Genomic DNA, 26,146 nt, shown 5'->3' with positions numbered 1-26,146 from the left:
ACCGGGCCCGCGTACCACCGTGCACGCGCACATCACCTCCACCCCACCCACCGACCGAGGACGGCCGGCATGCCCCGACAGCTCCACCTCAACGCCTTCCTGATGAACGCGGGACACCACGACGCCGCCTGGCGCCACCCGCGCACCCAGCCCGAACGCGTCACCGACCTGCGCTACTTCCAGGAACTGGCCCGCACCGCCGAACGCGGCCTGCTCGACTCGGTCTTCCTGGCCGACGGGGTCGCGCTGTGGGGCAAGGTCCGCCACAACGCGCTCGGCGGCTTCGAGCCCCTGACGCTGCTCTCCGCCCTGGCCGCCGTCACCGAACACGTCGGCTTGATCGCCACGGTCTCCACCACCTTCAACGAGCCGTACCACACGGCCCGCAAGTTCGCCTCGCTCGACCACCTCAGCGGCGGCCGGGCGGGCTGGAACATCGTCACCTCCGGTTCCGTCGACGAGGCCCGCAACTTCAACCGCGAGGAGCACCTCGACCACGCCGTCCGCTACGCCAGGGCCCGGGAGTTCGTCGACGTGACCACCAAGCTGTGGGACAGCTGGGAGGACGACGCGATCCTCGTCGACCGGGAGCGGGGCGTGTACGCCGACACCGACAAGGTCCGCGCCATCGGGCACAAGGGCGAGCACTTCTCCGTCCACGGGGCCCTCAACGTGCCCCGCCCGCCCCAGGGCCACCCGCTGCTCGTCCAGGCCGGCTCCTCCGAGGACGGCAAGGAGTTCGCCGCCCAGTACGCGGAGGCCGTCTTCACCGCCCAGCAGACCCTGGCCGACGCCCAGGCCTTCGCCAAGGACCTCAGGGCCCGGCTGCCCCGGTACGGCAGGACCGACGACCAGCTGCTGATCCTCCCCGGCATCGCCCCGGTCATCGGCTCCACGGAGGCCGAGGCGCGCGCCCTGGAGCAGGAGCTCACCGACCTCCAGGTGCCCGAGTACGGGCTGGCGCAGCTGTCCGGGATGCTGGGCACCGACCTCACCGGCCTGCCGCTGGACGGCCCGCTCCCCGAACTGCCGGAGGAGAAGGACATCAACGGCAACAAGAGCCGGTTCACCCTGGTCGCCGAACTGGCCCGGCGCGACGGGCTCACCCTGCGCGAGCTGATCGCGCGGCTCGGCGGCGGCCGGGGGCACCGCGTGGTCGCGGGCACCCCCGAGCGCATCGCCGACGAGATCGAGGAGTGGTTCCGGGCGGGCGCGGCGGACGGCTTCAACATCATGCCGCCCTACCTGCCCGGGGGCCTGGAGGTCTTCGTGGACGAGGTGGTGCCCCTGCTCCAGGCCCGTGGGCTGTTCCGTACGGAGTACACCGGCCGGACGCTGCGGGAGCACTACGGACTCGCCCGCCCCGCCAACCGGCTGGCGGTCACTTCGCCAGCTTCCCCTGCGGCGTGACCGCGAACCAGGTGCCGCCGACGCCCTGGCCGTTGACCTGGCCGGGCGCGGTGTCCCCGGTGAACCAGTACAGCGGCCAGCAGTCGATCGCCAGCTGCTTGCCGCCGTCGGAGCGGGTGTAGACGGACAGCAGCTTGGGGTCCACGCCCTTGACGTCGTTGACGTCGACGGGCTTGGCGGGCTTCCACTTCTCCAGGCAGGCGCCCTGGCAGTTGGACTTCATGGGCCAGGCGGTGTCCTTGGTGAAGCGGTAGAGCGTACGGCCCTTCCCGTCCCGCAGGACGGCCCCGAGGTTCTGGTCCTCGACCGTGGAGAGGGCGGGCAGCGCGGCGGCGCCCCCGCCCTCCGCGCCGCCCTGACCGGCGGTCCCGCCCTCTCCGGCGCCGCCCTGGCCGGCCTTCTTGCCCTCCGGGGTGACGGCGAACCAGGTGCCGCCCACACCCTGCCCGTTGGTCTGCCCCGGCGCGGTGTCCTTGGCGTAGCGGTAGACCGGCCAGCCGCCGATGGTCAGCTGCTTCGTGCCGTCCGCCCGGTCCACGGAGCCCACGGACCCCTTCGGGACCGCGCCCGGCAGGGTGGTGCCGGCGGGCACCGGGGGCCAGGCGGTGGCGCAGGCACCCGCGCAGTTGGAGCGCGAGGGGGAGGCCGTGTCCTTGTCGAAGCGGTACAGGGTGAAGCCGGCCGAGTCGGCCACCAGGGTGCCGAGCTTGGCGTCCTGCCGGACGGCGAGCGGGCCGGAGGCCGTACCGGCCCCCGCGCCGTCGCCGCCGCCCGCGGAGCCGTAGCCCCCGTCGCCGTACCCGCCGTCCCCGTACCCGCCGGCGGCGCCGGCCGCCTTCGCCGGCGCCTGGGCACCGGCTCCCACGGGCGTGGTCCGCTCGGTGCCGCAGGCCGTCGCGCCGCCGATCAGCAGGGCCGAGGCGGCCACGGCCAGGGTGAGCTTGCGCCGGTTCGTCATGAGAACTCCCGTGATCCTGTGGTTCGTTGTGTTCTGGTCACTCATCAACCACACGCCGCCCTCCGGGAGGGGGTTCAACGGACCGGGAAGTTTTCTCAGCGCCACACCGGAGGGCACACCGGACGGCAGGCCGCGGGGCTCACGGGCCGGGTCACAGCGGCACGGTCACGAACCGCCTCCCCGCCTCGTTCTCCACGGCCACCGCCACCACGTCCGCCGGGTCCGTCGCGGCCGAGCCGTCGAGCATCACGCCCTTGCCCTCGCCGTGGGCGGCCGTACCGACCACCCAGCCGCCCGCCGTGGTCCGCGTACCGTCGCGCGCCACGACCACGATCCGGCACCGCTCGCCCGGCGGCACCCCGGTGACGGCCGCGTTGACCCGGACCCACTTCACGGCCGGCACGACCCGTACGGTCATCCGTGCCCCGGTACCGGGATCGGTGGCCGTCGCCAGCCGCGTCCCCGCGGGCGGCACCGGCGCGGTCGCCGTGGGAACTGTCGGGGGCACGGCGACGTCCCGGGCCCCGTCGGAGGCCTGCGTGCCCAGCCAGAACACCGCCGCCAGGGAGGCCGCTGCGGCCATCCCGGTCAGCGCCCACCGCGTCCGCCGGGCCCGCACCACCTCTCCCCGCACCTGCCGCAGGGTCTTCTGGAGCAGCAGGTCCCCGTCCGGGGGCGGCCCCTCCAGGAAGGCCTCGGGCGGCACCTCGCCGAGCGCCTCCTCCAGTTCCCGCAAGGCCACGACCTCGGCGGCGCAGCCCGCGCAGGAGGCCAGGTGCTCCTCGACCGCGCGGGCCTCCGCGTCGTCCAGCACGCCGAGGACGTACGGGCCGAGCTGTTCGTTCACGTGCCCGTCCTGGTACTGCTGCCGGTTCATGCCACCACCTCCTGGAGTCCGGCGGGCCGACGGGTGGGCCTGCTGGGTGTGTGTTGTGCCGTGAACGCCTCGCGCAGGGCGCGCAGGGCGTAGTGCGAACGGGACTTGACGGTGCCCGCCGGGATGCCGAGGGAATCGGCGGCCTCCGCGACACTGCGCTGCCGGTAGTACAACTCCTGCAGCACGGCGCGGTGTTCCGGGGAGAGGTGGTCCATCGCCGCCAGCACCGCCATCGTGTCGACCACCGAGTCGGCGTGGTCGTCCTCGACCGGATGGGTGGACGGGGAGCCCGGCACCTCCCGGGGCCGCACGTTCCGCGCCCGGGTACGGTCGATGACGATGTTCCGGGTGACGGTGAGCAGCCAGCCGCGGACCGATCCCTTCCCGTTGACCATGGCCTCGGCGTGCCGCCACGCCCGGATGAAGGTCTCCTGCACCACGTCCTCGGCGGCGGCCCGGTCGTTCGTCAGGCGCGTCGCATACGCCAGCAGCGCGTTGCCGTGCTCCTCGTACAGCGACCTGATCAGCGCCTCGTCGGTGGAGCCCCGCCGCGCGCGGGGCCGCAGTGGTCCGGCCATCTCACCTTCTCCCTCGCTCGGTTACGTGCGGAACACGCGCGGGGAGCGCCTCCGGTTCACCCGGATCCGGAGGAATCCCGGGACCCGCGGCAGCTGCGGCCCGAGTTGATGCAGTCCACCACCCGCTCCATCGCGGCCGGGTCCATCACGTTCACGAACATGGCGTGGTCGGTCCGCGGGCTGTGCTGCTGCTCGGGGAACGAGTCCAGCGCGAGGGGCGTCCCCGGCGGGACGGGCTCGTACACGAGCGACAGACGCAGGGCGGGCACCGGGAAGGTGCCCGGCGCGCACGCCCCGTTGCCCGCGGGGAAGGTGAGGTGGGCCCGGTGGTCGGGGGCCGCGGTGTCCAGCCCGTTCCAGCAGCTGGGGAAGACCAGGGTGCGGGTGATCCGGTCGCCGCCGGGGCAGCGGGGGTACCGCACCGTGGCGAGCCCGGGCAGGCCGGCGCAGCCCCAGGCGGCCCGCACCCGGGAGGCGTCGGCGGCGGTGTGGGCCACCGCGTCGCCGGTGATCCCGCGCAGGAACCGCGGCATCGCCACCACCTTGCTCACCGGGTTGCCGCGGAACTCCACGGTGACGGCGGCCTCGCGCAGGATCCGGCCCGCGTTGCCGTGGTGGCCGGCGGCCCGCTCGTACGCCTCCCGGCCCGGCAGGTCCGTACGCCGCAGCACCGGCCAGTAGTACGTGGAGCGGTCCCCGTCCCGGCAGCTGGTCGCGGCCGCCGCCAGGGACGCGTCGGTGGACGCCGCGGTGGTGGACAGGTTGCCCACGTAGGCGTGGGTGTGGTGCGCGCCGGCCCGCACGCCCGGCGAGACGACCAGGTTGTCCTCGTTGTAGTGCCGCTCCCCGTTGCGCCCGCAGTCGGCCACCACCCGGCCCGTCGACGCGTCCGGGCCGTGCGCCACCGGCGCGTCGAGCGGCACGGCGGGCACCTCTCCCCGCCCGCCCCCGGGCGCTCCCGCGGCGCTCAGGCCCCCGCCCAGGACCAGGCACGCCAGCACCGCCGTGACCCTGCGTTCCATCCCCATGGCGGTCACCGTCCCCGCTGCCGGCCCGGCGCGTCAACCACGGCCGGCCGATGCGGCTCGGATCCGGCCCGTGAGCAGCGGGAACCCGCCATCCGGCGTTTGCCGGAGGCAGGTACGCCCGCCGCCCGGCCGCCGCCCGCGGACCCGCCGGTGCCCCGGGTGGACCACCCGGATGGCGGCACGCCGCCCGCCGGGTTCCGCTGGGAGGATGCGCGAACGTGAGCAGCAGCCGCCCCCGCCCTGGTGGACCGACCTCCCGCCGGCCGCGGGAGCCTTCGTCATGGCCACCGGCATCATCTCCGTCGGCCTGCACCTCACCGGCTACGAGCCGCTCTCGCTGGTCGCCTTCGCCCTCGCGGGCCTGGCCTGGGTGCTGCTGGCGGGCGAGTTCGTCTCCCGGCTGTTCGAGGACCGGCGCAGATGGCGTTCCGAGGCGGACACCCCGCCCGCGCTCACCGCCGTCGCCGCCACCGCCGTCCTGGGGGTGCGCGCCAGCCTCCACGACTGGCCGGGCCTCGCGTACGGGCTGCTGGCCCTGGCCACCCTGGTCTGGCCCTTCCTCCTCCTCTCCGTGGTCAGGCACTGGCACCGCGGGATGCCCGGCGCCGCGTTCCTCACCTGCGTGGCCACCCAGGCCCTCGCCGTGCTCGCCGGCACCCTCTCCCTCGCCGGGCACGGGGAATGGCTCGCCCGGGCCGCCCTCGCCTGCTTCCTCCTCGGCCTGGTCCTCTACGGCGAGGCGCTGGCACGCTTCGACTTCCGGCAGGTCCGCGAGGGCCTCGGCGACCAGTGGGTGGCCGGCGGCGCGCTCGCCATCTCGGCGCTCGCGGGCTCGAAGCTGACCGCCTCGCCCGTCTGGACCGGCACCGCCCACGACGTGCTGCGCACCGCCACCCTGGTCCTGATGGGACTCGACCTGGCCTGGTACGTGGTGCTGCTGTTCGCCGAGGCCCGCTGGCCGCGCCCCGCCTACGACATCCGCCGCTGGTCCACCGTCTTCCCCCTCGGGATGACCTCGGTGGCCTGCCTGTCCACGGCCGCGGCCACCGGGGTGGACTGGCTGGAGAGCACCGGCCGGGTGCTGCTGTGGATCGCCCTCGGCTTCTGGGTGGTGACCGCCGGCGGGCTGGTGCTCTCCGTGCGCCGCCGGAATCAGAGCCAGGGGATCTCCTCGGCCGCGTAGCGGTAGGCGCGGAAGACGGCGTTCTGGGCGCCGCGCGAGGACTCCAGGCCCACGCCCTGCCCGAAGGCGCCGAACTCGGGGACCACGAACTCCCAGACCACGTCCCCGTCGGGCGTCACCTCGAAGAGCCGGCCGAAGGAGCCCTCCGCGACGAAGGTGTTGCCGTTCGCCAGCCGCTGCGCGCTGGACATGTAGGGGCTGTAGAAGTTCTGCGGCGGGTTGTCCTCGTACGACCAGACCTCCGCCCCGCTGACCGGGTCGAGCTCCAGGACCCGGGAGTAGGGCACCGAGGTGGTGTCGCGGTACGTGCCGTTGTCGAAGACCAGGACGTTCCCGCCGGCCAGCTCGTGCGGATAGTGCTGCTGGGCGAGGACGTCCGGGCCGATGCGCCAGCGCACGGAGCCGTCGGCGCGGTCGACGGCCACCGTCGTGGAGGCGCTGCGGAAGCCGACCACCACCCCGCCGTCCGCGAGTTCGTTGACGGTGTTGGCCATGGGCCAGTGCTCGCGGGCGAAGTGCGGGTTGAGCGGGGTCTGCTCGGGGTCCAGGTGCTCGATCGCCGCCCAGCGCCAGACGACCTCGCCGTCCCAGGTCAGCTCGTACACCACGTCGCCCCAGATCCGCCCGTCCGGAGCCGTGGACCCCGGGATGCCGCCGCGGATGCGGGCGGCGTCGGCGGGGGAGAGGGGCTCGACGGCGAGGATCAGCAGGTTGCCGTTGCGCAGCACCGACGCGTCGTGGTGGTGGTACGGGTGGCGGACCTCGCGCAGCACGGTGCCGTCGGGCGCCACCTCCTGGAGGATGCCGCCGTGGTAGACGTCCCAGATCGGGAAGAGGCTCGGGCCCGAGGTGTCCTTGCCCTGGTAGAAGAGGTTGCCGTTCGGCAGCAGCCGGCCGTGGCGGCCGGGCGGGTGGGGGAGCCGCCAGGTGTGGGCGGTGCGGCCCTCGATGTCGACCAGGTGCACCTCCCCGGGGCCGGCGATGGGCGTGTAGAGGGTGTACCCGCCGTAGCTGCGGGCCGGGTCGTGCGCGCGCAGGCCGAGGCCGCGGCGGCGGAGGGTGTTCTGGTCGACGGTCACGGGTGGGGCTCCTTCAGGGAACTGGTCGGACGGATGGGGCGGTGGGGGTTCAGGGGAGGGTGACGGCGGCCGGGTCGGCGGCCCTCAGCGGTGCCGGGTCCAGCACCTTCCGCAGTGCGGCCTCGTCGGCGGACCCGGGCAGCCCCTGCGCGGACTTGGCCCAGACGCCCTCCTCGTGCAGCTGCCGCAGCAGGGCGGGCGAGAGCGAGGCCCGGTAGGCATAGCGGGGCTGGAACGCGGCGGCGTACGCGGGCTGCAGCGCCCCCTTGGACTGGGCGAGTACGGCGTTCCGCGCGCCCGCCGGGTCCGCGGCCAGCTCCTGCTGCGCCCGCAGCAGGGCGCGCAGCAGGGCCGTGGTCCGGCCGGCCTCGGCGCCGGGGCCGGACACCAGGAGCGTGCGGGCGGTGTAGCCGGTGAAGCGGAGCTCGGCGTGGCGGGCGCCGAGGGCGGTGCGCGTGGCGTCGTAGAAGCTCGGGAAGGTGACCCCGGCGTCGACGTCCCCGCGGGCCAGGGCGGCGGGCACCTGGTTCGGAGCGAGGTTCACGAGCGTGACGTCGGCGGCCGTGAGCCGTCCGGCGGTGAGCATGCGGGAGAGCGCGTACTCGACGTTGGTGCCGCGGGGTACGCCGATCCGCTTGCCGCGCAGCCGGTCGAAGCCGGTGACTCCCCGGTCGGTGCGGGTGAGCAGCCGCCAGTCGGTGAACGTGGACAGCTCGGCCACGACCCGGACGTCCCGGCCGCCGAGGGCCGCGGTGACGGCGGGCAGGTCGCCGACCACGCCGTACGCGGCCTGGCCGCCCAGCACGGCGTTCAGCGCGTCCCGCCCGGTCGGGAGCGTCCGTACGTCGGCCCGCACACCCTCGGCGGCCCAGTGGTTGCGCTCCTGGGCGACGTACACGGGAGCGCCGCCGAGGTGGTCACTGGCCGCCACGGTCACGGCGGGTCCGCCGGCCCCGCCCGAACCGGCGTCGGAGCAGGCGGCGGTGAGGGGGGCGAGCAGTACGGCGGTCAGCAGCCCGACCAGGGCGCGGGGTCTGAACACGAGGATCTCCTTGGGGAGTAGGGGGGGAAGTGGGGGTGTGACGGGGCCCGTCGGGGACGGCGCTCCGCGGGTGCGGTCAGGCGCCCAGGTGCGCCGCCACGCGGGCGCGCAGTCCGGCGTCCGGGCCGCCCGGCGGCACCTCGTGGTCGGCGAGGACGCGACCAGGGGAGCCGCCCAGCACCAGCACCCGCTGGGCCAGGGCGAGGGCTTCGTCGAGGTCGTGCGTGACGAACAGCACCGTGGTGCCGGCCCGCCGCCAGAGGTCCGCCAGCAGACCCTGCATCCGGCCCCGGGTCAGCGGGTCGAGCGCCCCGAACGGCTCGTCCATCAGCAGCACTTCGGGCTCGGCGGCGAGCGCCCGGGCCAGCGCGACCCGCTGCTGCATGCCGCCGGACAGCTCGCCCGGCCGCTTCTCCGCGCCCTCGGCCAGCCCGACCTCGGCCAGCGCTTCGAGGGCCCGGCGCCGCCGCTCGGAGCGGGTCAGCCCAAGGCGTTTGAGGGCGAACTCGACGTTCCCGCGGGCGCTCAGCCACGGGAACAGCGCGTACTGCTGGAAGACCACGCCCCGGTCCGGGCCCGGCCCGGTGACGGGTGCCCCGCCGACGGTGATCCCGCCCGCGGTGGGCCGCACGAACCCCGCCACCGCGTTCAGCAGCGTGGACTTCCCGCAGCCGCTGGGCCCGAGCAGGGCGGTGAACGACCCCGCGGCGAACTCGGCGTCCACCCCCGCCACCACCGGCGCCCCGCGCCCGCCCCGGCCGAAGCCGACGGACACGCCCTCCAGCCGGACCCCGAGGCTCACGACGCCTCCCAGCGGACGATCCGGCGGCCGGCCGCCGCGAGGACCAGGTCCACCGCGACGCCCACCAGCCCGAGGACCAGCAGACCGGCGAACACCCGGTCCACCCGCAGGAACTGGCCGTCCACCTGCAGCCGGTACGCCAGCCCGCTCTCGGCCCCGCCCAGTTCGGCCGCCACCAGCGCGAGCAGCGCCACCGACGCCCCGTAGCGCAGCGCGGCCAGCAGTGAGGGCGCCGCCGCGGGCAGCAGCACCTCGGCGAACCGGCGGTGCAGCGGAGCCCCGAGCGAGCGCGCCGCCCGCAGGTGGCTGACCGGCACGCGGGAGACGCCGTCGTGCACGTACAGCCAGACCGCCAGCAGCACGGCGTACGCGATGAGCAGCCGCTTCGCGTCCTCGCCGATCCCGAACCACGCGGTGGCCAGCGGCACGAGCGCGATCGCGGGGATCGGGCGGAGGAAGGACACCAGGGGTGTGACGAGGGCCGACAGGCGCGGCAGGTACCCGGTGGCGAACCCGAGCACGCTGCCCGCGGCGGCCCCGAGCGCGAAGCCCTGCCCGGCACGCGCCAGGCTCGCGGACAGGTCCTCGGCCAGCGTGCCGCTGCGGGCGGACCCGGCCAGTGCGCGGAACGTTTCGGCCGGGCCGGGCAGCAGCCCCGGCGCCACGGCCCCGGACCAGGCCAGGGCCGACCACAGGGCCAGGACGGCCGCGGCGGCCCCCAGCGGGGGCAGCAGGCGGCGGAGATCGGGGACGGACACGGGTGGCACTCCTCATCGGCGCTCATCGGCAGCTATAAGCAGGATCAATAATTGACGAGACTTATGAAGGGAGTGTTGCGGCAGTACGAAACCTGCCGGGCCGGTGATCGTCGCCGATGGCGCCTCCGGCCCGATGGGGTACGTTCACCTGCGTGTCCCGACCCGAACCCACGCCCGAAGCCCTCGTGGTGGGCCAGGTGATCCGCGACTGCCGCAAGAGGCGCGGTGTCGCGATGGCGGAGCTCGCCACCCGGTCCGGCCTCTCGCAGCCCTTCCTCAGCCAGCTCGAACGCGGCCTCACCAGCCCGAGCCTCAGCTCGATCTACCGGATCGCCGAGGCCCTGGACGTGGCGCCCGGCACGTTCCTGCGCCCCCCGGCGCGCCCGGGCGCGGTGAGCCACGAGTCCGACCCGCAGGTGATCCGGGTGGCGGAGGCCGCCGGCCAGGTGGCGCGCGTCCTGATCCCCGGCGGGCGCAGCGGGCTGATGGAGGCGTACGAGCACCACTTCGAGCCGGGGCAGGGTGAGCGCGGCTGGTTCGAGCACCCGGGCGAGGACTTCCTGTACGTGCTGGAGGGTGCAGTCGTGCTGGAGGTCGAGGGCGAGGAGCCGCTGACGCTGGGGGCCGGCCAGAGCGCCCACCACCGCGGTGACGTGCCGCACCGCTGCCGCCTCGCCTCGGAGGGGGCGGCCCGCACGCTTCTGGTCATCGCGGCCGGTTGACCGGTTCCCCCCTGGCGTGCGGTGGCGTTCCCCGTGAAAATGGCCCGCCACGGCCGAACGGGGGGAGCCATGGCACAGGAACAGCTGCCTACGGGCGCAACGGAACATGTGACAAGGTCAGTTGAGCCGTACGCGGCTACAACTGAAGCATCTGGCAGCGGAGTTGTGGCGCCGGTCGATGCGGCGGAGCCGCCGGCCGCAACGGCCCAGGAGGTGCCGCCCGGACCGCCGGAGGCGTCGCCCGGACCGGAGGCGTCGCCCGGACCGCCGGAGGCGTCGCCCGGACCGGCGGACCTGCCGTCCGGAGCACCGGACCTGCCGGCGCAGCAGGCGGCCGACGGACCTCCGGCCCTCGCCACCGGAGCCCCGGAGCCCGCCGGCCCGGCAGCCGGGCCGCCCGATCCCGAGGCGCCCGATCCCGAGGCGTCCGACGTCACCCGCCTGCTCTGCCAGTCGGTGTACGCCCGCCCGAACCGCATCGGCGACCTCAAGCGCGCCTGGCGGAAGGCGCGCGGACGCGGGGCCCAGGAGCGCAGACCGCGGCGCAGCCACCGCCGGCGCATCCTCCTGGAGGGCAGCGACGACTGCCCGCCGCTGGGCGAGTCGGTGGCCCAGTGGGTCGTCGACCACGTCCTGCACGGGCCGGTCAGGGCCGTGCCCTCCTACGGCTTCGACCTGCCCGCCGTGGTCGCCCACAGCGTCCGGGCGCGGCGGCTGCGCCGCCTGCGGCGCGCGGCCGTCCTGCTGGCCCTGCTGTTCCTGGCCTGGCTGCGCCCCGAAGCGGCCGTCCTCTGGGGCGGGGCCGTCCTGCTCAGCCTCGGGCTCGCCTGGACCACGCGCGGGGTCGGCTTCTTCCCGCTCGCCGTGCTGGTGGTGCCCTGGATCCTGGCCGCCAACGACACGGCCGGCGCGCGGCCCGGCACCGTCGGCTGGATGATCTGGCTGCCCCTCGCGTACCTCGGGGCGATGACCGCCGTCTGCCTCGTCGACCGGCTGGTGGTGCTCCGCTCCCTGGCCGCCCTCCAGCACGGGCGCGGCACCCCGGTGCCCCGGCCCTGGGCCGGCGTCCTGGCCGCCCGGAAGATCGCCCGGCTCGCCGAGGCGGACGACGCCTGGCTGCCGTACGACGAGGCCACCCAGCGTTTCATCGGCGCCGGGCGCGAGACCTGGCACGCCGCGCACTTCGCGATCCCGCTGCGTCCCAAGGAGAAGGGCGCGCAGGTCACGCCCTTCACCGAGGAGGAGCTGCTGGGCCACCTGGGGGAGTCGCTGCGCCAACTCGGCCGCGGCGAAGCGGAGATCACCGACCCGCTGCCCGGCTTCACCATGGACCGGGTGGTCGCGCTCCAGGCCCCGCTCTGGCTGCTGCACATCCGCAAGCCCGAGCGCGGGGTGCCCGACCCCCGCGGCCAGGGACGCCGTTCACCGACCAGCCACCCCGAGCGGATCTACCTCCGCGCGCAGACCGTGAGCTGGTCGGGACAGGTGGTCGTGACGGCCTTCGTGCACTGCGCGCTGGAGGCGGGCGACCTGCGGCTCACCCTCAGGCCCCACGTGATGACCCCGCTCTACAACGAGTTCCTGGTGCTGGCCAACCCGCTGCGGCTGCGCGGCCCGAGGCTGGCGGGCTGGCTCGCCGCCCAGGCCGTGCTGGACGCGGCGGCCCGTACCGGAGCCCTGTGGCGGCGGGCGGCGGGCAAGGGGCCGCGTTCGCGGCGACGGGAGGAGAAGGACCCGGTCAGCCTGCGCGACCGGTACTCGTTCGAGGAGATCCTCGACATGCACCAGAGCGACGACGCGACCCGGCACGTGGTCCTGATGGAGACCTGCGCGTTTCGGACGGTCGCCGAGTTCCTCAAGGAGCGCGGGGTCGACACGACGCTCTACGAGAAGCAGGTGGCCACCGTGATCAACGCCATCCAGGTGTTCGGGGACAACACCGCGCCGATCCAGGCCGTCGCCGCGGGCCAGGCCGCCGCCGGCGTCAGCCAGCAATGAGGACGTGCACCGGACGTACGAGGAGGAGCCGTTGACCCGCCGTCCCACGAGGAGGAGCCGTTGACCCGCCACCCCACGAGGAGGACCCCGTGACCGGACGCCGCCCCGCGGGGGAGCCAGGAGGTCCGCCGCCCGCACCGCACGGCGCGGGAGTGAGCATCGGCGGGCACAACTCCGGGCCCGTGCAGAACGTGGTGGGGCGCGACGTCACCCACGTCGCCCAGTACGCCGGCCCCGTGCCCGGCACCGTCACGCCGGCGGAGGTGCGGGAGCGGCTCGCGGAGTTCCGCGCCGCCCTGGACGCACAGGGCGCGGACCTGCCCAACGCGGCGGCGCTGCGGGCCCTCGCCGACGAGGCGGGCGAGCAGCTCTCCGTACCGGATGCCCAGCCGGGCCCGTTGCGCAACCTCGCCGGGGCCCTCTCGGCGCTGGCCGCGGGCACCGCCCTGCAGGCTGCCGCCGGGGCCTTCGCGGGGGCGATCACCGCCCTGCTGGGCGGCGGCTGACCGCGACGCGGGCGGCGGGACCCGGACCGGGACAGGACCGGGGACCGCCGCTCGCCGGCTGTCGGCTGTCGGCCGTCAGGCGTTCACTTCCTTCCCGATGGGGTCGGTGTTGAGCGTGCCGCCCGTCCGGGGGAGTTCCAGCGCGATGGCCTGCCGGAGGCTGCTGTGCAGCTGCTCCGCGGACGTGATGCGGGTCGCCTTCGGCGCCGCGGCGGCGGTGGTGGCACCGAGCGCGGTCAGCGCGAGACCGGCGGCGATGGCCGCGGCCGCGCCGCGCGCCGTGAGCCGGGTGTGCTTCATGGGCCCCTCCTCGGGGTCGGTGGTACGGGTCAGCGCGCGGCCGCGATCCACTCCGCCAGCTGTTCCGGCGTCGTGCTCGGGTCCGCGACGAGGGTGGCCAGTTCGTCGTCCGTGTAGTTCTTCGTCGCCACGGCCGGGCAGCGGTGGCAGGCGTCGACGCCCTCCTGCCGCCACCACTGGCACTGCGTACGGAGGTGGCACCGCGGCACCGCACGCGTCTCCTCCCGCACCGGCAGCGTCAGCACCCGCTCGATCAGGGTGCAGTCGTCGCCGCGCCGGTTCACGCAGTTGGAGACGCAGTGCGAGGCGAACCGCAGGACGCGCCGCGGCTCGATGCCCTCGGGCACCGAGGGCAGCACCTCGGCCGCCGGCACCGGGTCGGCGAGGTAGGTCACCTGGCCGTCGTGTCCCGACCGCACGCCGAGGACGACGGACTCGGGCGCGTGCGCCGCGCCGCTTGGGCACCAGGTCGGTGCCGCTTCGTCGGTTGCCACGGTGCGCACCTCCATGTCAGCTGTCGGCGGGCGTGTCGGTGACGTTCTCCAGGCGGCCCGTGGTGCCGCCGATGGTGCCGGCCAGGGCCTGGGGCCGCTCCTGCTCGACCGCCTGCCGGAGGCTCTCGTGCAGCTGCTGCACGGACGTGATGCGCTCGGGGCGCGCGGCGGGTTCGGCGTTGGCCGCGCCGACCACCGTGAGGGCCAGACCGGCCGCAAGGACGGCCGCGGCCCCTCCGGCCGCCAGTCGCTTCTGATTCATCGGTCCTCTTCCGGATGCGAGGGGTGCGGGGGAGGCCGCCCAGGGCCCGCCCCGCCGTGACCCGAGCACCGTACGTCCGTCCCGGTGCCCCGACCGGCAGTCGGCTGCGGCAGTTCAGGGGGCCGGGGCCGGGGCCGGGGGGCCCGGGGCCGCCGGGCGGTACGGGCGGGTGCCGGGCGGTACGAGCGCCGCCGAACCGCACGACGCCCGGCTCGCCTCGACCCCGGCCCCGGACACCTCGGCCGCCCCAACCCACCCGACAGGCAAACCAGTTGGCTCGGCCCACCCGCAGCGCTGTCACCGACCGGTCGTACGCTCGTCCGATGACCCGCCTCGTCTTCGCCCTCTTCCTGCTGGCCGTCGCCGTGCTGCTGCACGCCCGGCTCGCGAGGCACCGCCGCCGGGACCAGCGGCTGACGGAGCGGTGGGCCGCGCTCGCAGTGGACCCGTACCACGCGGTGCACGACAGGTGGTGGCCCGAGGACGACGTCCAGGCCGCCGCCGCGCGGCTGTTCCTGGACGGGCTGGCGACCGTCACCCGCCGCGGCAACATCGCCGTCACCCCCGCCGGGGCGGACCCGGCCCGCGGCGCCGGGCACCCGCTACCGGACGCGCTGCTCGCCGCACTGCGCCGCCGCACCGCCCCCGCCCCGCTCGGCAACGTACTCGCCAACGACCCGGACTTCGGCCCGGCACGCGACGAGTTCCTCGCCGCGTGCCGGGCCCGCTTCCCGGAACCCGGGCCGGAGCGCGGATCCTGCTGCCTGGTCGTACTCGGCGTGGCAGTCCTGGCCATGCAGATGGTGCTGGGGGTCGTCGTGCTGCTCGACCGGGTGCCGAGGGGGACGGTGGAGTGGGTCGCGGCCGCCGTCACCGCAGTGGCCCTGGCCGCCCAGTTCGTCTGGCTCGACAGGGACGACCGGCTCCGCAGGAGGAACGAGGGGCGCGACCGGGTCGCCGAGCGCCTGCAGGCGGAGGGTCCGCACCCGGCCCTCGTGGAGCTGGAGGCCCGCCATCCGGAGACCGCCGCCGCTCTCGCGTCCGGCCGCTTCCGCTTCCGCCGCGGCCGCAACCACGGCCGCCCCCGCCGCAAGCGCCGGCTTCCGGTCGACTAGGGTCCGGGAACCGGATCACAGCGGAGGTCCCGTCCATGTCGCGCTGGCTCGTCAACGGCGTGGTCCGGGCGGGCCGCCGGGCTCCACGGACGGCCAGGCGGGCTACGGGGGCGAGTGGAACCCCGAGGTGGAGTCGCACGACCAGAAGCAGCTGGTCGTGCTGCCGTGGTACCTCAACGCGCTCCGCGCGGAGGGGAAGGCCAAGAAGGTGGGACCGGAGTCCGTCCGGGGCTGGCCCACCACGCACTACCGCTCGACGGTGGCCGTCACGGCCGTCGACGAGATCCAGCAGCGCACGTTCCCCGGCATGAACGGCCGTGTCCAGACGATCCCCGTCGGCAACGGCGTGCACGTGGCCCACCTCGACGCCTGGCTCGACGAGCGCGGACGCCTGGTCCGGCTCCACACGCGGCTGGCCGGCGCCCTGGTCACGCTCGACTTCCGGTCCTTCGGCAGCGTGGAGCGGATCACCCTGCCCGAGGGCGCGAGGACCGTTCTCAACTAGGGTGCAGGACCCGGTCGTGGCGCTGTGAGTGCGGGGGAAGGCCCGATGGGGAAGAGGGCGTGGCACCACAACGCCGGGGCACGGCCGGCACTGCTCCTCGGGCTCGTCACGGCCGGCGGAGGTCGAGGCCGACACCCGGTTGCGGCGACTGGAGGCCAGACCGCCGGGGGAGGCCCTGCAGGCCGCGGCGGACCGCGCCCTGGCCGCCGCCGGTTCTGCAGATTTCGACCTGACCGTCTCCGGCCACCGGATCGGCTTCGGGACGCCCGTCCCCGCACGCGCGACGTGGAGACGACCACGGTCAGGATCACCCTCGACTTCCGCGCCCTCGGCGCGGTGCCGCCGGTCGACCCCCCGAGGTCCGCGAAGCCCTCCCCGCCCGGCAGGGCGGCTCAGGGCCGTCGAGAGGGCGCCGCCGGCGGGACCGGCGGCGCCTTCCCGGGGCGTCACCAGCTGCGCTGCACCGTGGCCTTGCCGCCGGTGACCAGGGTGGCCGGGGGAACGTCGTCGGCCACCACCGCGCCGGCGGCGACCACCGCGTCACGGCCGATGCTGACGCCCGGCAGGATCGTGGCACCGGCGCCGATCCACACGTTCTCCGCGACGTCGATGGGCGCCCCCGTGAGGTACACGCGCCGCTCCCCGGGGTCGACCGGGTGGCCGCTCGTGATGAACGTGACCTTCGGGCCGATCATCACGCGCTCGCCGAGCCGGATGCCCGCGTAGTCCAGGAACGTGCAGTTCTGGTTGATGAACACCCGCTCGGCCAGGTCGAGGTTGAGGCCGTGGTCGGTGTAGAAGGGCGGGTAGATCGTGACCCTCGGCGGCAGCGGCTTGCCCAGGATCTGCTCGAACAGCTCCGCCTTCCCCGCCTCGTCCTCGAAGGGCAGCACGTTCAGGCGCGAGGTGAGCGCGGTGACCTGCAGGACCCGGTCGGCCATGGCCTGGAACTCGGGGCTGTGGATGCGCATGAGCCGGTCGCTGGACATCCCGTGATCCTCCCCGGCGGGCCGCCGGGGAGCAAGCACGCCGGGCGGCCGCGGCCGCGCAGACCGATGGCCGCCCCGCGACGACCCGGGGGCGCCGCACCTTCCCCGCGGCCGCAGCCACGGCCACGCCCCGCGCACGTCCGGAGCCACCCCGAGCTACCGCAGCTCCGCCAGGAGTTCGCGTTCGCGGCCCGGGGAGAGGCCCGCGCGGCGCGGGCGCGCGAGGCCCTCGGCGCGTTCCCACGCCAGGGTGTCCGCCAGCAGTTCGGACCGGGGGCGGTGCGTCAGCCCCGCGGCCCGTGCCGCCGCGCCGGTGCGGGCCGCCCAGCCCTCCCAGCCCGGCTCGGCCGCCCACATGGCGAGGGACTCCTCACCCATGAACCACCCGACGCCCCGCTCCACCAGCCAGTCCCGGTCCGCCGCGACCAGTGGGCCCGTGTGGCCGCCCACCTCCCGGCTGAGCGCCAGCCATTCCTCGAAGGACAGCACCGGCCCCACCGCGTCGAAGGTCCCGGTGCGCCCGGCCGCCGCCGAGGCCAGCAGCCAGGCCGCCAGGTCCCGTACGTCGACCACCTGCGTCGGCACGTCCCGCACGGCCGGCACCAGCAGCGGACCCTCGGGGTCCCGCGCCGCGCGCCCCACCCAGTAGCCGGAGCGTCCGCTGTGGTCGCCCGGGCCGCCGATCAGCCCGGCCCGGGCGACCAGCAGCCGGTCCCCGGCCGCGGCCGCGCTCAGTTCCTCGCAGGCGACCTTGGCCCCGCCGTACTCCTCGCGGTCCGCCTCCGCCCGTACCGCGGCCGGGAGCAGCGGGGTGGACTCGTCGGCGCCGACCCGCCCGTGGTCGGCGTACGCGCTCACCGACGAGACGTACGTCCAGTGCCGGGCCCGGCCGGCGAGCGCGTCCAGCGCCTCCCGGACGAACCCCGGCTGCCAGGACACCTCGAAGACCGCGTCGAACTCCCGCTCCACCAGCGCCTCGTAGGCGCCCGGGGCGCTCCGGTCCGCGGTGACCAGCTCGGCGCCCTCCGCCACCGGACCGCTCTCCCCGCGGGCCAGGCAGACGACCCGGTGCCCCGCGGCCACCGCCTGCTGCGCCAACTCCCGCCCCAGCCAGGCGGTACCACCCAGAATCAGGATCTCCATGGCGTCAGCCCACCACCTCCGGCGCCGACACGCGAGACGGCTTCGCCGACCGCGTAAGCGTGACGACGATTCCGGCCGCCACGGCCGCGACCAGCACACCGGCCGCGGCCAGCGTGAGCCCGTCCGGCCGGGTCAGCGCCTGCCCCCGCAGCGCCTGCCAGGTGACCAGGGCGAACAGCCCGGTCCAGCCGGACGCACCGACCCACACCAGCCGCAGCCGGACCGTGGCGTCGCGCAGCCGCGGGACGCGCGTGGCGGCGTACACCAGGACCAGGGCGAGCAGCGGCAGGGCCTGGAGGGCGTGCATGCCGACGAAGTGGGCCACCCGCAGGTCGCCGCCGGTGGCGGCCCAGCCGGTGACGGGCAGGTGGGGGCCGCCGTCGGGCACGCCCACGCTGTGCGCCCCGATGGCCGGGCTGTCCGCCACGGCCAGCTGCTCCGGCGTCGGCCGCACCATCAGGAAGCCGACCGCGAGCCCGGCCAGCCCGACGACCGAGCCGAGCCGGATCGCCCAGGCGGTGGCCCGGTCGGCGAGCGGCTGGCGGAACAGCAGGACCGCGAGCAGCAGCGCGGCGAGCCACAGCACCACGATCGTGCTGCCCATGATCTGGAACAGCATCGAGTCGAACGCGGTCTCCTGGTTGAAGTGGCTGCGCTTGCCGCGCACCACCTGCCCCACGATGACCGCCATCTCGACGACGCCGGCGGCCACGATGACCGTGCCGGCCCACCAGCTCGTCCGCCGGCCGCGGGTGAGCAGCGAGTGCATCCAGGCGAGGGTCAGCCCGTAGAGCACGAACGAGATCGAGAACTTCAGCGGCTTGTGCCAGATCGGGGCGCCCACGAGCACCCGGTCGTCGGCCACGAGTCCGACGGCGCAGACCACGGCGAGCACGCCCATCGCGGCGGTGAAGAAGAGCAGCGGACGGTGCCATCCGGCCAAGCGAGGCATAGCGGTTCCCCCAGTTCCCCCGGTGAAATTATGGATAGTGGCACTGGCCGCTATCTGATAGCGCCACTATCTATGATGGGGTCGGACAGTGCAAGCGATTTCGAGGGAGACGGCGCGTTGCGCATCGGTGAACTCAGCCGGACCACGGGCATCCCCGTACCGACGATCAAGTTCTACGTACGGGAGGGGGTGCTGCCCCCGGGCGAGCTGACCAGCCCCAACCAGGCCCGGTACGGCGAGGCGCACGTGCGCCGGCTGCGTCTGATCCGCGCCCTGATCGAGGTCGGGGGACTGTCGGTGGCCGCGGTCCGGCAGGTGGTCGACGCCGTGGCGGACAGCGGGCGCCCGGTGCACGAGATGCTCGGCGACGTGGCCAGGACCGTCGCCCCCGTGGTCGCCGAGGGGCCCGGCCGGGACCACCTGGACGAGGCCCGCGAGGTGGTACGCGACCTCATCGCGCGGCGCGGCTGGCAGGTGCCGCCGGAACACCGCTGGACCGAGGCGCTCACGGCGACCGTCGCCTCGTTCATGGCCGTGGGTCACGAGGACTACCTGGACTGGCTCGACGACCTGGCGGCCGCGGCCGAGGGCGTCGCGGCGGCCGACCTGGCCTACGTCGCCCGGCGCGTCGAGCGCGAGGACCTCGTGGAACGGGTGGTGGTCGGCACCGTCCTGGGCGACTCGCTGCTGGCCTCCCTGCGCCGCCTCGCCCAGGTCGACGCCTCGGCCCGCACGTACGGCACGGAGGCGGTGGAAGCGGGGGCGCCGGCGCCCGGGGCGGCAGCACCGGATGCGGTGGAACCGTAAGTCCCGGCAGGCGGGGGCGCGGCGCGGCGCACCGGCAAGCGCCCCGCGCCGCGCCCCCGGGCGGGGTCACCCCCGCCCCGCGCCGGGGTCACCCCCGCCCCGCGCCTGGGTCACCCCCGTTCCGAGCCCCGCGCCGGGGTCACCCCCGCGCCGCCCCCTGCTCCCGCAGCCACGCGTACGCCGCCTCCGCCGTGAACTCCGCCTGGCCTCCCGGGAACAGCAGCCCCGCCGTGGCGAACGCCGGGTCGCCGGCCGTCCCGGCCACGTACGGGACCACCACGCACCCCATGCCGGCCGCGTGGGCCGCCCGCGCGCCCGGAGCCGCGTCCTCCACCACCACGCAGTCGCCCGGTGCCGCGCCCAGCCGCCGGGCCGCCTCCAGGAACACGTCCGGCTCCGGCTTGCCCCGCCCGACCTCCTCGGCGGAGACCGCCACCGGCAGCAGCGGCGCCAGCCCCGTCCCGGCCAGCACGGCCTCGATGGCCTCCCGTGACGACCCGGAGGCCACCGCCATCGGCACACCCTCCGCCTGCAGCCGCTCGACGAACTTCCGCATCTCCGGATAGGCCTCGGTGGCCGCGCGCGCCAGCTCCAGGTAGGCGGCGTTCTGCTCGGCCAGCAGCCGGTCCACCGGCACGGAGAGCCCGTACCGCGCCCGGAGGACCTCCAGGGTCTCCCGGGTCCCGATCCCGATGAAGGCCGCGTGCTCCTCCCAGGTGAACCCCTCGACCCCGTGCCGTGCCAGCGTCCGGCGACCCGACTCGTAGTAGTTCGGCTCGCTGTCCACGAGGGTGCCGTCGAGATCGAATATGACGGAAATCATCCGCTGCGCCCGTCCTGCCGGTTCTGTCCTGTCCCCTCAAGGATGTCAGGGTTTGCGGGCTGCCCGGCCCACGGACTCCACCAGCGGCAGCAGCCGGTGCGGCACCCGCTCCCGCAGCGCCACCTCCGTCCGGGTCCGCACCACCCCGGGGAGCCTGATCAGGCGCTGGATCACGTCCTCCAGGTGGGCGTTGTCCCGGGCCGCCACCCGGGTCAGGAGGTCGCCCCCGCCGGTGATCGAGTGCGCCTCGATGATCTCGGGTACGGCGGCCAGCGCGTCGCCCACCTCGTCCAGGTGCCCCTGCGTGACCTCGATGTGTACGAAGGCCAGCACCGGGTGCCCGAGCGCCGCGGGGGAGAGGACCGGGCCGGTGCCGGTGACGACCCCGGTCCGCTCCAGCCGGTCGAGCCGCGCCTGGAGCGTGCCCCGGGCGATCCCCAGGATCCGTGCGTACTCGCGCACGCTGGTCCGCGGCTGCTCGATGAGCAGCCGCAGGATCCGGGTGTCCAGCTCGTCGACCGCCATGGTCCGCCCGGCCTCTCTGAAGAAGATCGAAAACGCCTCGGCACCCTACCCCGCGGGCCAGGGGACCAGCGGCGACCGGTAGTAGTCGATCCCCATCGCGTCCCACCGGGGCCCCTGGGCCGCCAGCCGCGTCCGGTAGGTGCTCCAGTCGTGCGTGGCCGCCGGGGACCAGCCGATCTCCGCGATGCCGGGCAGCCTCGGGAAGGCCAGGTACTCGATCTCGTCGCTGTTGTCGATCGTCTCCGACCACAGCGGGGCCTCCACGCCGAGCACCGCCGAGGCGGGCAGCTGCCGCACCAGTGTGGCCGGGTCCCAGGCGTACGACTTGTCCACCTCCACGTACCCGGCCCACTCCGTGCCGAACGGGGCGCCCGCCTTGTACTTCATGTCGAGGTACGCGTGGTTCGCCGGCGACATCACCACCCGCGTCCCGGTCCGCGCCGCCGCCACCAGCTTCGTCTCCGTACCGCCCATGCCCCAGTACTGGGCCACCGCGCCCGCCACCGGCCGGGCCTCGGTGATCTGGTGCCAGGCCATCACCGTCTTGCCGCGCTTCGTCACCAGCGGCTGCACCCTGCCCATGAAGGTGGCGTAGTCCGCCGCCGTGGTCGACTGCGCCTCGTCCCCGCCGATGTGCAGGTACCGGCCGGGAGTCATCGCCGCCAGCTCCCGCAGCACGTCGTCCAGGAAGCTGTAGGTGACCGCCTTCGGCACGCACAGCGAGCTGAAGCCGACCTGCGTGCCGGTGTAGATCGGCGGGGCCACGCCGTCGCAGTTCAGCTGGGCGTACGAGGCCAGTGCCGCGGTCGTGTGCCCGGGGGTGTCGATCTCCGGCACGACCTCCATGTGGCGGGAGGCCGCGTACGCGACGATGTCCCGGTAGTCGGCCTTGCTGAAGTGGCCGCCGGGCCCGCCGCCCACCTCGGTCGAGCCGCCGTACGTCGCCAGCCGCGGCCAGGAGTCCACCACGATGCGCCAGCCCTGGTCGTCGCTCAGGTGCAGGTGCAGGGTGTTGATCTTGTAGAGGGCGAGCTGGTCGACGTACCGCTTGACCTGCTCCACCGTGAAGAAGTGCCGGGCCACGTCCAGCATCGCGCCGCGGTACGGGTAGCGCGGGAAGTCCCGCACCGTGCCGCCGGCGACCTGCCAGGGGCCGGACTGCCGGGTGCGCTCCTCGACGGACGGCGGCAGCAGCTGCCGCAGGGTCTGCACCCCGTGGAAGAGGCCGGCGGGCGCGTTGGCCGTGACGGCGACCGTGCCGGGACCGCTGACCAGCCGGTACCCCTCGGTCCCCAGCGCCTTGTCGCCCGCGCCCAGGCGGAGCTGGATGCCGTCCGTCCCGGCGCCTGCGACCACCGGCAGCGCGAGGCCGGTCGAGGGCCGCAGCAGGGCCGCCAGCCACTCGCCGACCCGCTGGGCCGCCGGTGAGCCCGCGTCGACCCGGATGACCGTCGCGTCGCCGAGCGTGTACGGGCTGCCCGCGGGCGCCACCGAGACCGGGACCGGCACGACCCGCCCCAGCGGCACCGGAGCCGCGGGCGCGGCGGGTGCGGGGGCGGCGGCGGCCGATGCCGTGCCCGCCCCGAGCGCGAGGATCAGGGCGGCCAGCAGGCGGGTGAGGAGGACGGTCCTGTGCTGTCTCACTGGCGGTCCCTCCGAAGGGGTGCGCGTCCGTGGTCCGGGCGGCGGCCGTGTGGTCGGCCGCGGGCAACAGCTCCAGGGGCCATTCTCCGGCAGAAGGCACCGGGGGACCCACCCGAACGCCCCCGGCACCCCGGTCGGTACCGGCATCCCCGCAGGTCCCGGGCCTGCGCGACCCGCCCGCGGCTCCGAGGCCGACCCCCTGGGCACCGCCCCCACGCCCGCGCCGCCCCGGCCCCAACCCTGACGTGCCGCACCCTGACGTGCGCCGCACCCTGACGGCGCCTCCCGCTGAGGGCGCCTCCCACTGAGGGAGTGCCCCGCTGTGGGCGGGCCTCCCACTCCGCGTGGGCCCCGTCCTGGGCGGGCCTCCCACGGCGAGCGGGTGTCCCGCCCTGGAGCGGCCCTTGCCTCGGGCGCCTTTCGGCCTTGGGCCGGGGTCCCGCTCGCGCAGGCGTCCCGTGTCTGCGTACGCCGCGAGTTCGCCCGCGACGTCCGCCGGCCGTGGGCCGACGCCCCGCTCTGGGCTGGTACCCCGTCGCGGCAGGGCCCCCGCAGTGCCTGCCTCCGGACCAGCCTGTCCTTCGCCTCGGGTCAGCCCGCGCCTCGGGTCAGCCCCGCCGGCTCCGCCGCGGGCGGGCTCCCCGCCTCGGGTGACCGCCGCCACGGCGGGTGGGCCGGCCGGCCGCGATGACCGCGGCGGGCCGGGATGCGGGGTCAGAGGCCGGCGTCCTCGGGGCGTCGGCCGAACTGCTCGTCCAGTACCGACAGCCGTCGCCAGTACTCGTCCTCGTCGATCTCGCCGGAGGCGAACCGCCGGCCGAGCATCGCGATCGGCGAGTGCTCGCCGTGCACCGCGCGGCCCTGCCACGGACCGCGCCTGCCGCGCCACACCGTGCGGCGCAGCACGGTCACCACGGTGATGACGACAGCCGTCCACACGAGCGGGAGGAAAAGGATCCACGGGCCGGGCCCGTCGTACGCGAGGGTGTTCACCGTCGTTCAGCTCCTCGATGGCGCCGGCGTCCGGGGTGGACGCCGTGACCCTTCGAGACTCGCCCCGCCCCACCCCTCCCGTCGTCGTCCACCCGGCGGCACCGTGCCTGCTCCCGGGGGAGTACGGGCCCGCGGCGCGAGCGGCCCGGGCGTACGAGCCCCCGGCCCGCGGCAGCGCGTCAGCCGAGGGCACTTGCCCGGCCGCACCCGTCCGGGCATCCGGCCCAAGGCACGCGCCTCCGGCTCCCGTCGGCCCGTATCCGCCCCCGGCACCCGGCCGATGACACCTGCCTGCGCACCCCGTCGCCGGTACCCGCCCCCGGCACCTTGCCGACGGCTCTCGCCCCCGGGGCCCGGCCGCCGGTAGCCGCCCCCGGCGCTCGGCCGACGGCCCCCGCCCCCGGCACCCGGGCGCCAGACCCCCAGGGGGCACCCGGCGTCCGACCGGGCCCCTCCAGCGGCACCGCGTCCGACCCCGCCCTCAGAGGCACCCCGCGTCCGGCCTCCCCCTACCGGCACCCGGCCCCGCCCCCACCCCGTCAGTCCAGCCAGCCCGGTCTGACCAGCCCCGACTCGTACGCCAGCACCACCAGTTGGGCCCGGTCGCGGGCGCCGAGCTTCACCATCGTCCGGCTCACGTGGGTCTTCGCGGTGAGCGGGCTGACCACCAGACGGCGGGCGATCTCCTGGTTGGTCAGGCCCATCCCCACCAGCGCCATCACCTCCCGCTCCCGCTCGGTCAGCGCCTCCAGCGGCGCGACGGCCGCGGGCGCCTTCGACCGCGCGGCGAACTCGGCGATCAGCCGCCGGGTCACACCGGGCGAGAGCAGCGCGTCGCCCTCCCGAACCGCCCTGACCGCACGGACGAGTTCCTCCGGCTCGGTGTCCTTCACGAGGAAGCCGGAGGCGCCCGACCTGAGCGCCTCGAAGACGTACTCGTCGAGCTCGAAGGTGGTCAGCATCACCACCTTCACCTCCGCGAGCGCGGGGTCGCCGGTGATCGCGCGGGTGGCCGCCAGGCCGTCGAGCACCGGCATCCTGATGTCCATCAGCACCACGTCGGGCCGCAGTTCGCGGGCCAGCCGGACCGCCTCGGCCCCGTCGGAGGCCTCGCCCGCCACCTCGACGTCCGGCTGCGCGGACAGCAGCGCCCGGAACCCGGCCCGCACCAGCAGCTGGTCGTCGGCCAGCAGCACCCGGATCACGCCCCCCGTGCCCCCCGCGCCGTCCATCCCACGCGCGCCGCCCGCCTCGCTCGCACCTCCCACCCCGCTCACCCCTCCTCCACCGGCAGCACCGCCCGCACCCGGAACCCGCCCCCGGGCTCCGGCCCGGCCTCCAGGGTGCCGCCCAGCGCCGCCGCCCGCTCCCGCATGCCGACCAGCCCGGTGCCGCTGCCGCCCGCGGCCGTGCCGGTGGCCGGGCCCCCGTCGGTCACCAGCACCTCCAGCGCCCCGGGCGCGCGGGTCACCCGTACCAGGGCGGTACGCGCCCCCGAGTGCCGGATCACGTTGGTCAGCGCCTCCTGCACGATGCGGAAGGCCGCCAGCTCCGTCGCCGGCGGCACCCCGGCCCCGGACGCGCCGGCATCCGGCCGCTCCACCCGTACGGTCAGCCCCGCGGCGGCGGCCTGCGCCACGAGCTCCGGCAGCTCCGCCAGGCCCGGCGCCGGGGTACGGGGGGCCGCCCCCGGCGCCCGGAGCGCGTCCAGCACCTGCCGCACCTCGCCCAGGGCCTCCTTGCTGGCCGTCTTGATGGTGGTGAGCGCGGACCGGGCCTGCTCCGGGTCGCTGTCGAGCAGCGCCAGCCCCACCCCGGCCTGCACGTTGATCACCGAGATGCTGTGGGCCAGCACGTCGTGCAGCTCACGGGCGATCCGCAGCCGCTCCTCGTCGGCCCGGCGGCGTTCCCGGGCAGCCCGCTCGGCCCGCTCCCTGACCGCCCGCTCGCGCCGGGTCCTGGCCAGTTCGGCGACGGCCGCCAGCACCAGCACCCAGGCCGTCGCCCCCAGTTCGGCGGTCCACGAGCCCGGCCCGTCCCCTGCCGGGGGCAGCCACCGGTACAGCCAGTGCGCGACCAGCAGGTGACCGGCCCAGAGCAGGCCCAGCGCCGTCCACGCCGCGTACCGGTGCCCGGCGGACACCGCCGCCGGCACGGCCACCACCACCGCGAGGAACACCGGCCCGTATGGGTACCCCGCGGCCAGGTACGCGAGGGTGACGCCGCAGACGCCGAAGACCACCGGCACCGGGTGGCGGTGCCGCCAGACGAGCAGCACCGGGCCCGCCAGGAGCAGCAGCCGGGCCCAGACGTCGACCGGCCGCGCCTCCGGCTGCGCGTGGGCGGCCCATCCCGCGCCGGCCTGCGCGACGAGCGCGACCAGCAGCGCGGCGCGCACGGGCCGCCCCCGCCGCCCGGGCGGGCCCGCGGTCCACGGCGCCGAGGAGTCCCGCCGCTCCGCCCGGCCGTCCCGAAGCTCCGCCCGCTCCGCCCGCTCGTCCCGCCGGTCCCGCCACCCGTCCCGTCGCCGGCCGTGCGCGGGCCCCCGCTGGTCGTCCATACGACCACGCTAGGGGCGCCCGGCGGCGGGCGCGTCGGCCGGGCGTCGTGTCGGGCCGTACTCCCCGGGGAGTACGGCCCGACACGACGCCCG

28 protein-coding genes are annotated in these 26,146 nt (G+C 75.6%); 8 read left to right on the top strand and 20 right to left on the bottom strand.

The window, feature by feature from the left end:
* The first annotated feature begins 69 nt into the window (after positions 1–69).
* Positions 70–1,410 carry an LLM class flavin-dependent oxidoreductase gene (locus ACIQUQ_RS15890; protein WP_403975893.1) on the top strand — a complete coding sequence of 447 codons (1,341 nt, stop codon included), beginning with the start codon at positions 70–72 and terminating at the stop codon, positions 1,408–1,410.
* Here the strand turns inward: ACIQUQ_RS15890 and ACIQUQ_RS15885 are convergent.
* From ACIQUQ_RS15885 to ACIQUQ_RS15870, 4 genes are all read right to left on the bottom strand, one after another.
* A complete protein-coding gene (locus ACIQUQ_RS15885) occupies positions 1,382–2,368 on the bottom strand; it encodes an SCO0930 family lipoprotein (protein WP_403975890.1) in 987 nt (328 codons plus the stop codon). The two genes, ACIQUQ_RS15890 and ACIQUQ_RS15885, sit on opposite strands and share 29 nt — an antisense overlap.
* A gap of 151 nt (positions 2,369–2,519) precedes the next feature.
* The gene (locus tag ACIQUQ_RS15880) at positions 2,520–3,245 is read right to left on the bottom strand and encodes an anti-sigma factor family protein (RefSeq protein ID WP_403975888.1); all 726 of its coding nucleotides are present in this window, start codon (positions 3,243–3,245) and stop codon (positions 2,520–2,522) included.
* Positions 3,242–3,823 carry a sigma-70 family RNA polymerase sigma factor gene (locus tag ACIQUQ_RS15875; RefSeq protein ID WP_403975885.1) on the bottom strand — a complete coding sequence of 194 codons (582 nt, stop codon included), beginning with the start codon at positions 3,821–3,823 and terminating at the stop codon, positions 3,242–3,244. Before ACIQUQ_RS15875 ends, ACIQUQ_RS15880 begins: the two co-directional genes overlap by 4 nt.
* 56 nt (positions 3,824–3,879) lie before the next feature.
* Positions 3,880–4,851, bottom strand: a complete 972-nt coding sequence (locus ACIQUQ_RS15870) for a DUF1996 domain-containing protein (protein ID WP_403975883.1) — start codon at positions 4,849–4,851, stop codon at positions 3,880–3,882.
* A gap of 208 nt (positions 4,852–5,059) precedes the next feature.
* On the opposite strand from ACIQUQ_RS15870, the gene ACIQUQ_RS15865 reads away from it, so the two are divergent.
* Entirely contained in the window at positions 5,060–6,034 is a 975-nt protein-coding gene (locus tag ACIQUQ_RS15865) for a tellurite resistance/C4-dicarboxylate transporter family protein (RefSeq protein ID WP_403975881.1), read from the top strand.
* Here the strand turns inward: ACIQUQ_RS15865 and ACIQUQ_RS15860 are convergent.
* From ACIQUQ_RS15860 to ACIQUQ_RS15845, 4 genes are all read right to left on the bottom strand, one after another.
* Complete coding sequence (locus tag ACIQUQ_RS15860) at positions 6,004–7,113, bottom strand: aryl-sulfate sulfotransferase (RefSeq protein ID WP_403975879.1); 1,110 nt, start codon at positions 7,111–7,113, stop codon at positions 6,004–6,006. The two genes, ACIQUQ_RS15865 and ACIQUQ_RS15860, sit on opposite strands and share 31 nt — an antisense overlap.
* A 49-nt stretch (positions 7,114–7,162) precedes the next feature.
* Complete coding sequence (locus ACIQUQ_RS15855) at positions 7,163–8,155, bottom strand: ABC transporter substrate-binding protein (RefSeq protein WP_403975877.1); 993 nt, start codon at positions 8,153–8,155, stop codon at positions 7,163–7,165.
* 76 nt (positions 8,156–8,231) lie between these two features.
* Complete coding sequence (locus ACIQUQ_RS15850) at positions 8,232–8,957, bottom strand: ABC transporter ATP-binding protein (RefSeq protein WP_403975875.1); 726 nt, start codon at positions 8,955–8,957, stop codon at positions 8,232–8,234.
* Entirely contained in the window at positions 8,954–9,715 is a 762-nt protein-coding gene (locus tag ACIQUQ_RS15845) for an ABC transporter permease (protein WP_403975872.1), read from the bottom strand. Before ACIQUQ_RS15845 ends, ACIQUQ_RS15850 begins: the two co-directional genes overlap by 4 nt.
* 152 nt (positions 9,716–9,867) lie before the next feature.
* Here ACIQUQ_RS15845 and ACIQUQ_RS15840 point away from each other — a divergent pair, with 152 nt between their 5' ends.
* The 3 genes from ACIQUQ_RS15840 to ACIQUQ_RS15830 all read left to right on the top strand — a co-directional run bounded on the left by ACIQUQ_RS15840 (position 9,868) and on the right by ACIQUQ_RS15830 (position 12,941).
* Complete coding sequence (locus tag ACIQUQ_RS15840) at positions 9,868–10,437, top strand: helix-turn-helix domain-containing protein (RefSeq protein WP_403975869.1); 570 nt, start codon at positions 9,868–9,870, stop codon at positions 10,435–10,437.
* A 165-nt stretch (positions 10,438–10,602) separates the two neighbouring features.
* On the top strand, positions 10,603–12,435 hold the full coding sequence (locus ACIQUQ_RS15835; RefSeq protein ID WP_403975867.1) for a hypothetical protein: 1,833 nt from the start codon (positions 10,603–10,605) through the stop codon (positions 12,433–12,435).
* Positions 12,436–12,524: 89 nt separating this feature from the next.
* On the top strand, positions 12,525–12,941 hold the full coding sequence (locus tag ACIQUQ_RS15830) for a hypothetical protein (RefSeq protein ID WP_403975864.1): 417 nt from the start codon (positions 12,525–12,527) through the stop codon (positions 12,939–12,941).
* Positions 12,942–13,016: 75 nt separating this feature from the next.
* Here ACIQUQ_RS15830 and ACIQUQ_RS15825 read toward each other — a convergent pair whose 3' ends face one another.
* From ACIQUQ_RS15825 to ACIQUQ_RS15815, 3 genes are read right to left on the bottom strand one after another with little or no spacing between them, the layout of a single operon-like run.
* Positions 13,017–13,241: a hypothetical protein gene (locus ACIQUQ_RS15825; protein WP_403975862.1), complete on the bottom strand. Its 225-nt coding sequence runs from the start codon at positions 13,239–13,241 to the stop codon at positions 13,017–13,019.
* Positions 13,242–13,270: 29 nt separating this feature from the next.
* Positions 13,271–13,735 carry a hypothetical protein gene (locus ACIQUQ_RS15820; protein ID WP_403975859.1) on the bottom strand — a complete coding sequence of 155 codons (465 nt, stop codon included), beginning with the start codon at positions 13,733–13,735 and terminating at the stop codon, positions 13,271–13,273.
* Positions 13,736–13,751: 16 nt separating this feature from the next.
* Positions 13,752–13,997, bottom strand: coding sequence for a hypothetical protein (locus ACIQUQ_RS15815; RefSeq protein WP_403975857.1), 246 nt, complete (start codon positions 13,995–13,997; stop codon positions 13,752–13,754).
* A 323-nt stretch (positions 13,998–14,320) separates the two neighbouring features.
* Here ACIQUQ_RS15815 and ACIQUQ_RS15810 point away from each other — a divergent pair, with 323 nt between their 5' ends.
* Positions 14,321–15,112 (top strand): hypothetical protein, encoded by a 792-nt coding sequence (locus ACIQUQ_RS15810; RefSeq protein ID WP_403975855.1) that lies wholly within the window; start codon positions 14,321–14,323, stop codon positions 15,110–15,112.
* Positions 15,113–15,239: 127 nt separating this feature from the next.
* Positions 15,240–15,617, top strand: a complete 378-nt coding sequence (locus ACIQUQ_RS15805) for a hypothetical protein (protein WP_403975852.1) — start codon at positions 15,240–15,242, stop codon at positions 15,615–15,617.
* 446 nt (positions 15,618–16,063) lie between these two features.
* Here the strand turns inward: ACIQUQ_RS15805 and ACIQUQ_RS15800 are convergent, their stop codons facing one another.
* The 3 genes from ACIQUQ_RS15800 to ACIQUQ_RS15790 form a co-directional block, all read right to left on the bottom strand.
* Positions 16,064–16,606: a DapH/DapD/GlmU-related protein gene (locus ACIQUQ_RS15800; protein WP_403975850.1), complete on the bottom strand. Its 543-nt coding sequence runs from the start codon at positions 16,604–16,606 to the stop codon at positions 16,064–16,066.
* 156 nt (positions 16,607–16,762) lie between these two features.
* Positions 16,763–17,749 carry an NAD-dependent epimerase/dehydratase family protein gene (locus tag ACIQUQ_RS15795; protein WP_403975846.1) on the bottom strand — a complete coding sequence of 329 codons (987 nt, stop codon included), beginning with the start codon at positions 17,747–17,749 and terminating at the stop codon, positions 16,763–16,765.
* A gap of 4 nt (positions 17,750–17,753) precedes the next feature.
* Positions 17,754–18,701, bottom strand: coding sequence for a hypothetical protein (locus tag ACIQUQ_RS15790; RefSeq protein WP_403975843.1), 948 nt, complete (start codon positions 18,699–18,701; stop codon positions 17,754–17,756).
* A 117-nt stretch (positions 18,702–18,818) separates the two neighbouring features.
* Here ACIQUQ_RS15790 and ACIQUQ_RS15785 point away from each other — a divergent pair, with 117 nt between their 5' ends.
* Positions 18,819–19,508, top strand: a complete 690-nt coding sequence (locus ACIQUQ_RS15785; protein WP_403975840.1) for a MerR family transcriptional regulator — start codon at positions 18,819–18,821, stop codon at positions 19,506–19,508.
* 139 nt (positions 19,509–19,647) lie between these two features.
* Here the strand turns inward: ACIQUQ_RS15785 and ACIQUQ_RS15780 are convergent, their stop codons facing one another.
* From ACIQUQ_RS15780 to ACIQUQ_RS15755, 6 genes are all read right to left on the bottom strand, one after another.
* The gene (locus ACIQUQ_RS15780; RefSeq protein WP_403975837.1) at positions 19,648–20,331 is read right to left on the bottom strand and encodes an HAD family hydrolase; all 684 of its coding nucleotides are present in this window, start codon (positions 20,329–20,331) and stop codon (positions 19,648–19,650) included.
* Between the two features lie 45 nt (positions 20,332–20,376).
* The gene (locus ACIQUQ_RS15775; protein ID WP_399948181.1) at positions 20,377–20,856 is read right to left on the bottom strand and encodes an Lrp/AsnC family transcriptional regulator; all 480 of its coding nucleotides are present in this window, start codon (positions 20,854–20,856) and stop codon (positions 20,377–20,379) included.
* A 45-nt stretch (positions 20,857–20,901) separates the two neighbouring features.
* Positions 20,902–22,500 carry a beta-N-acetylhexosaminidase gene (locus ACIQUQ_RS15770; protein WP_403975834.1) on the bottom strand — a complete coding sequence of 533 codons (1,599 nt, stop codon included), beginning with the start codon at positions 22,498–22,500 and terminating at the stop codon, positions 20,902–20,904.
* A 714-nt stretch (positions 22,501–23,214) separates the two neighbouring features.
* Entirely contained in the window at positions 23,215–23,493 is a 279-nt protein-coding gene (locus ACIQUQ_RS15765; RefSeq protein WP_403975832.1) for an SHOCT domain-containing protein, read from the bottom strand.
* Positions 23,494–24,032: 539 nt separating this feature from the next.
* Positions 24,033–24,698, bottom strand: coding sequence for a response regulator (locus ACIQUQ_RS15760; protein WP_403976278.1), 666 nt, complete (start codon positions 24,696–24,698; stop codon positions 24,033–24,035).
* A 68-nt stretch (positions 24,699–24,766) separates the two neighbouring features.
* Complete coding sequence (locus ACIQUQ_RS15755) at positions 24,767–26,053, bottom strand: sensor histidine kinase (protein ID WP_403975829.1); 1,287 nt, start codon at positions 26,051–26,053, stop codon at positions 24,767–24,769.
* Positions 26,054–26,146 lie beyond the last annotated feature (93 nt).

Source organism: Streptomyces sp. NPDC101118 (assembly GCF_044759445.1).
In the GTDB taxonomy this organism is placed as follows: Bacteria; Actinomycetota; Actinomycetes; order Streptomycetales; family Streptomycetaceae; genus Streptomyces.
Note: the sequence above shows the minus strand (reverse complement) of the source record. Positions and strands in the feature narration are given on the sequence as shown.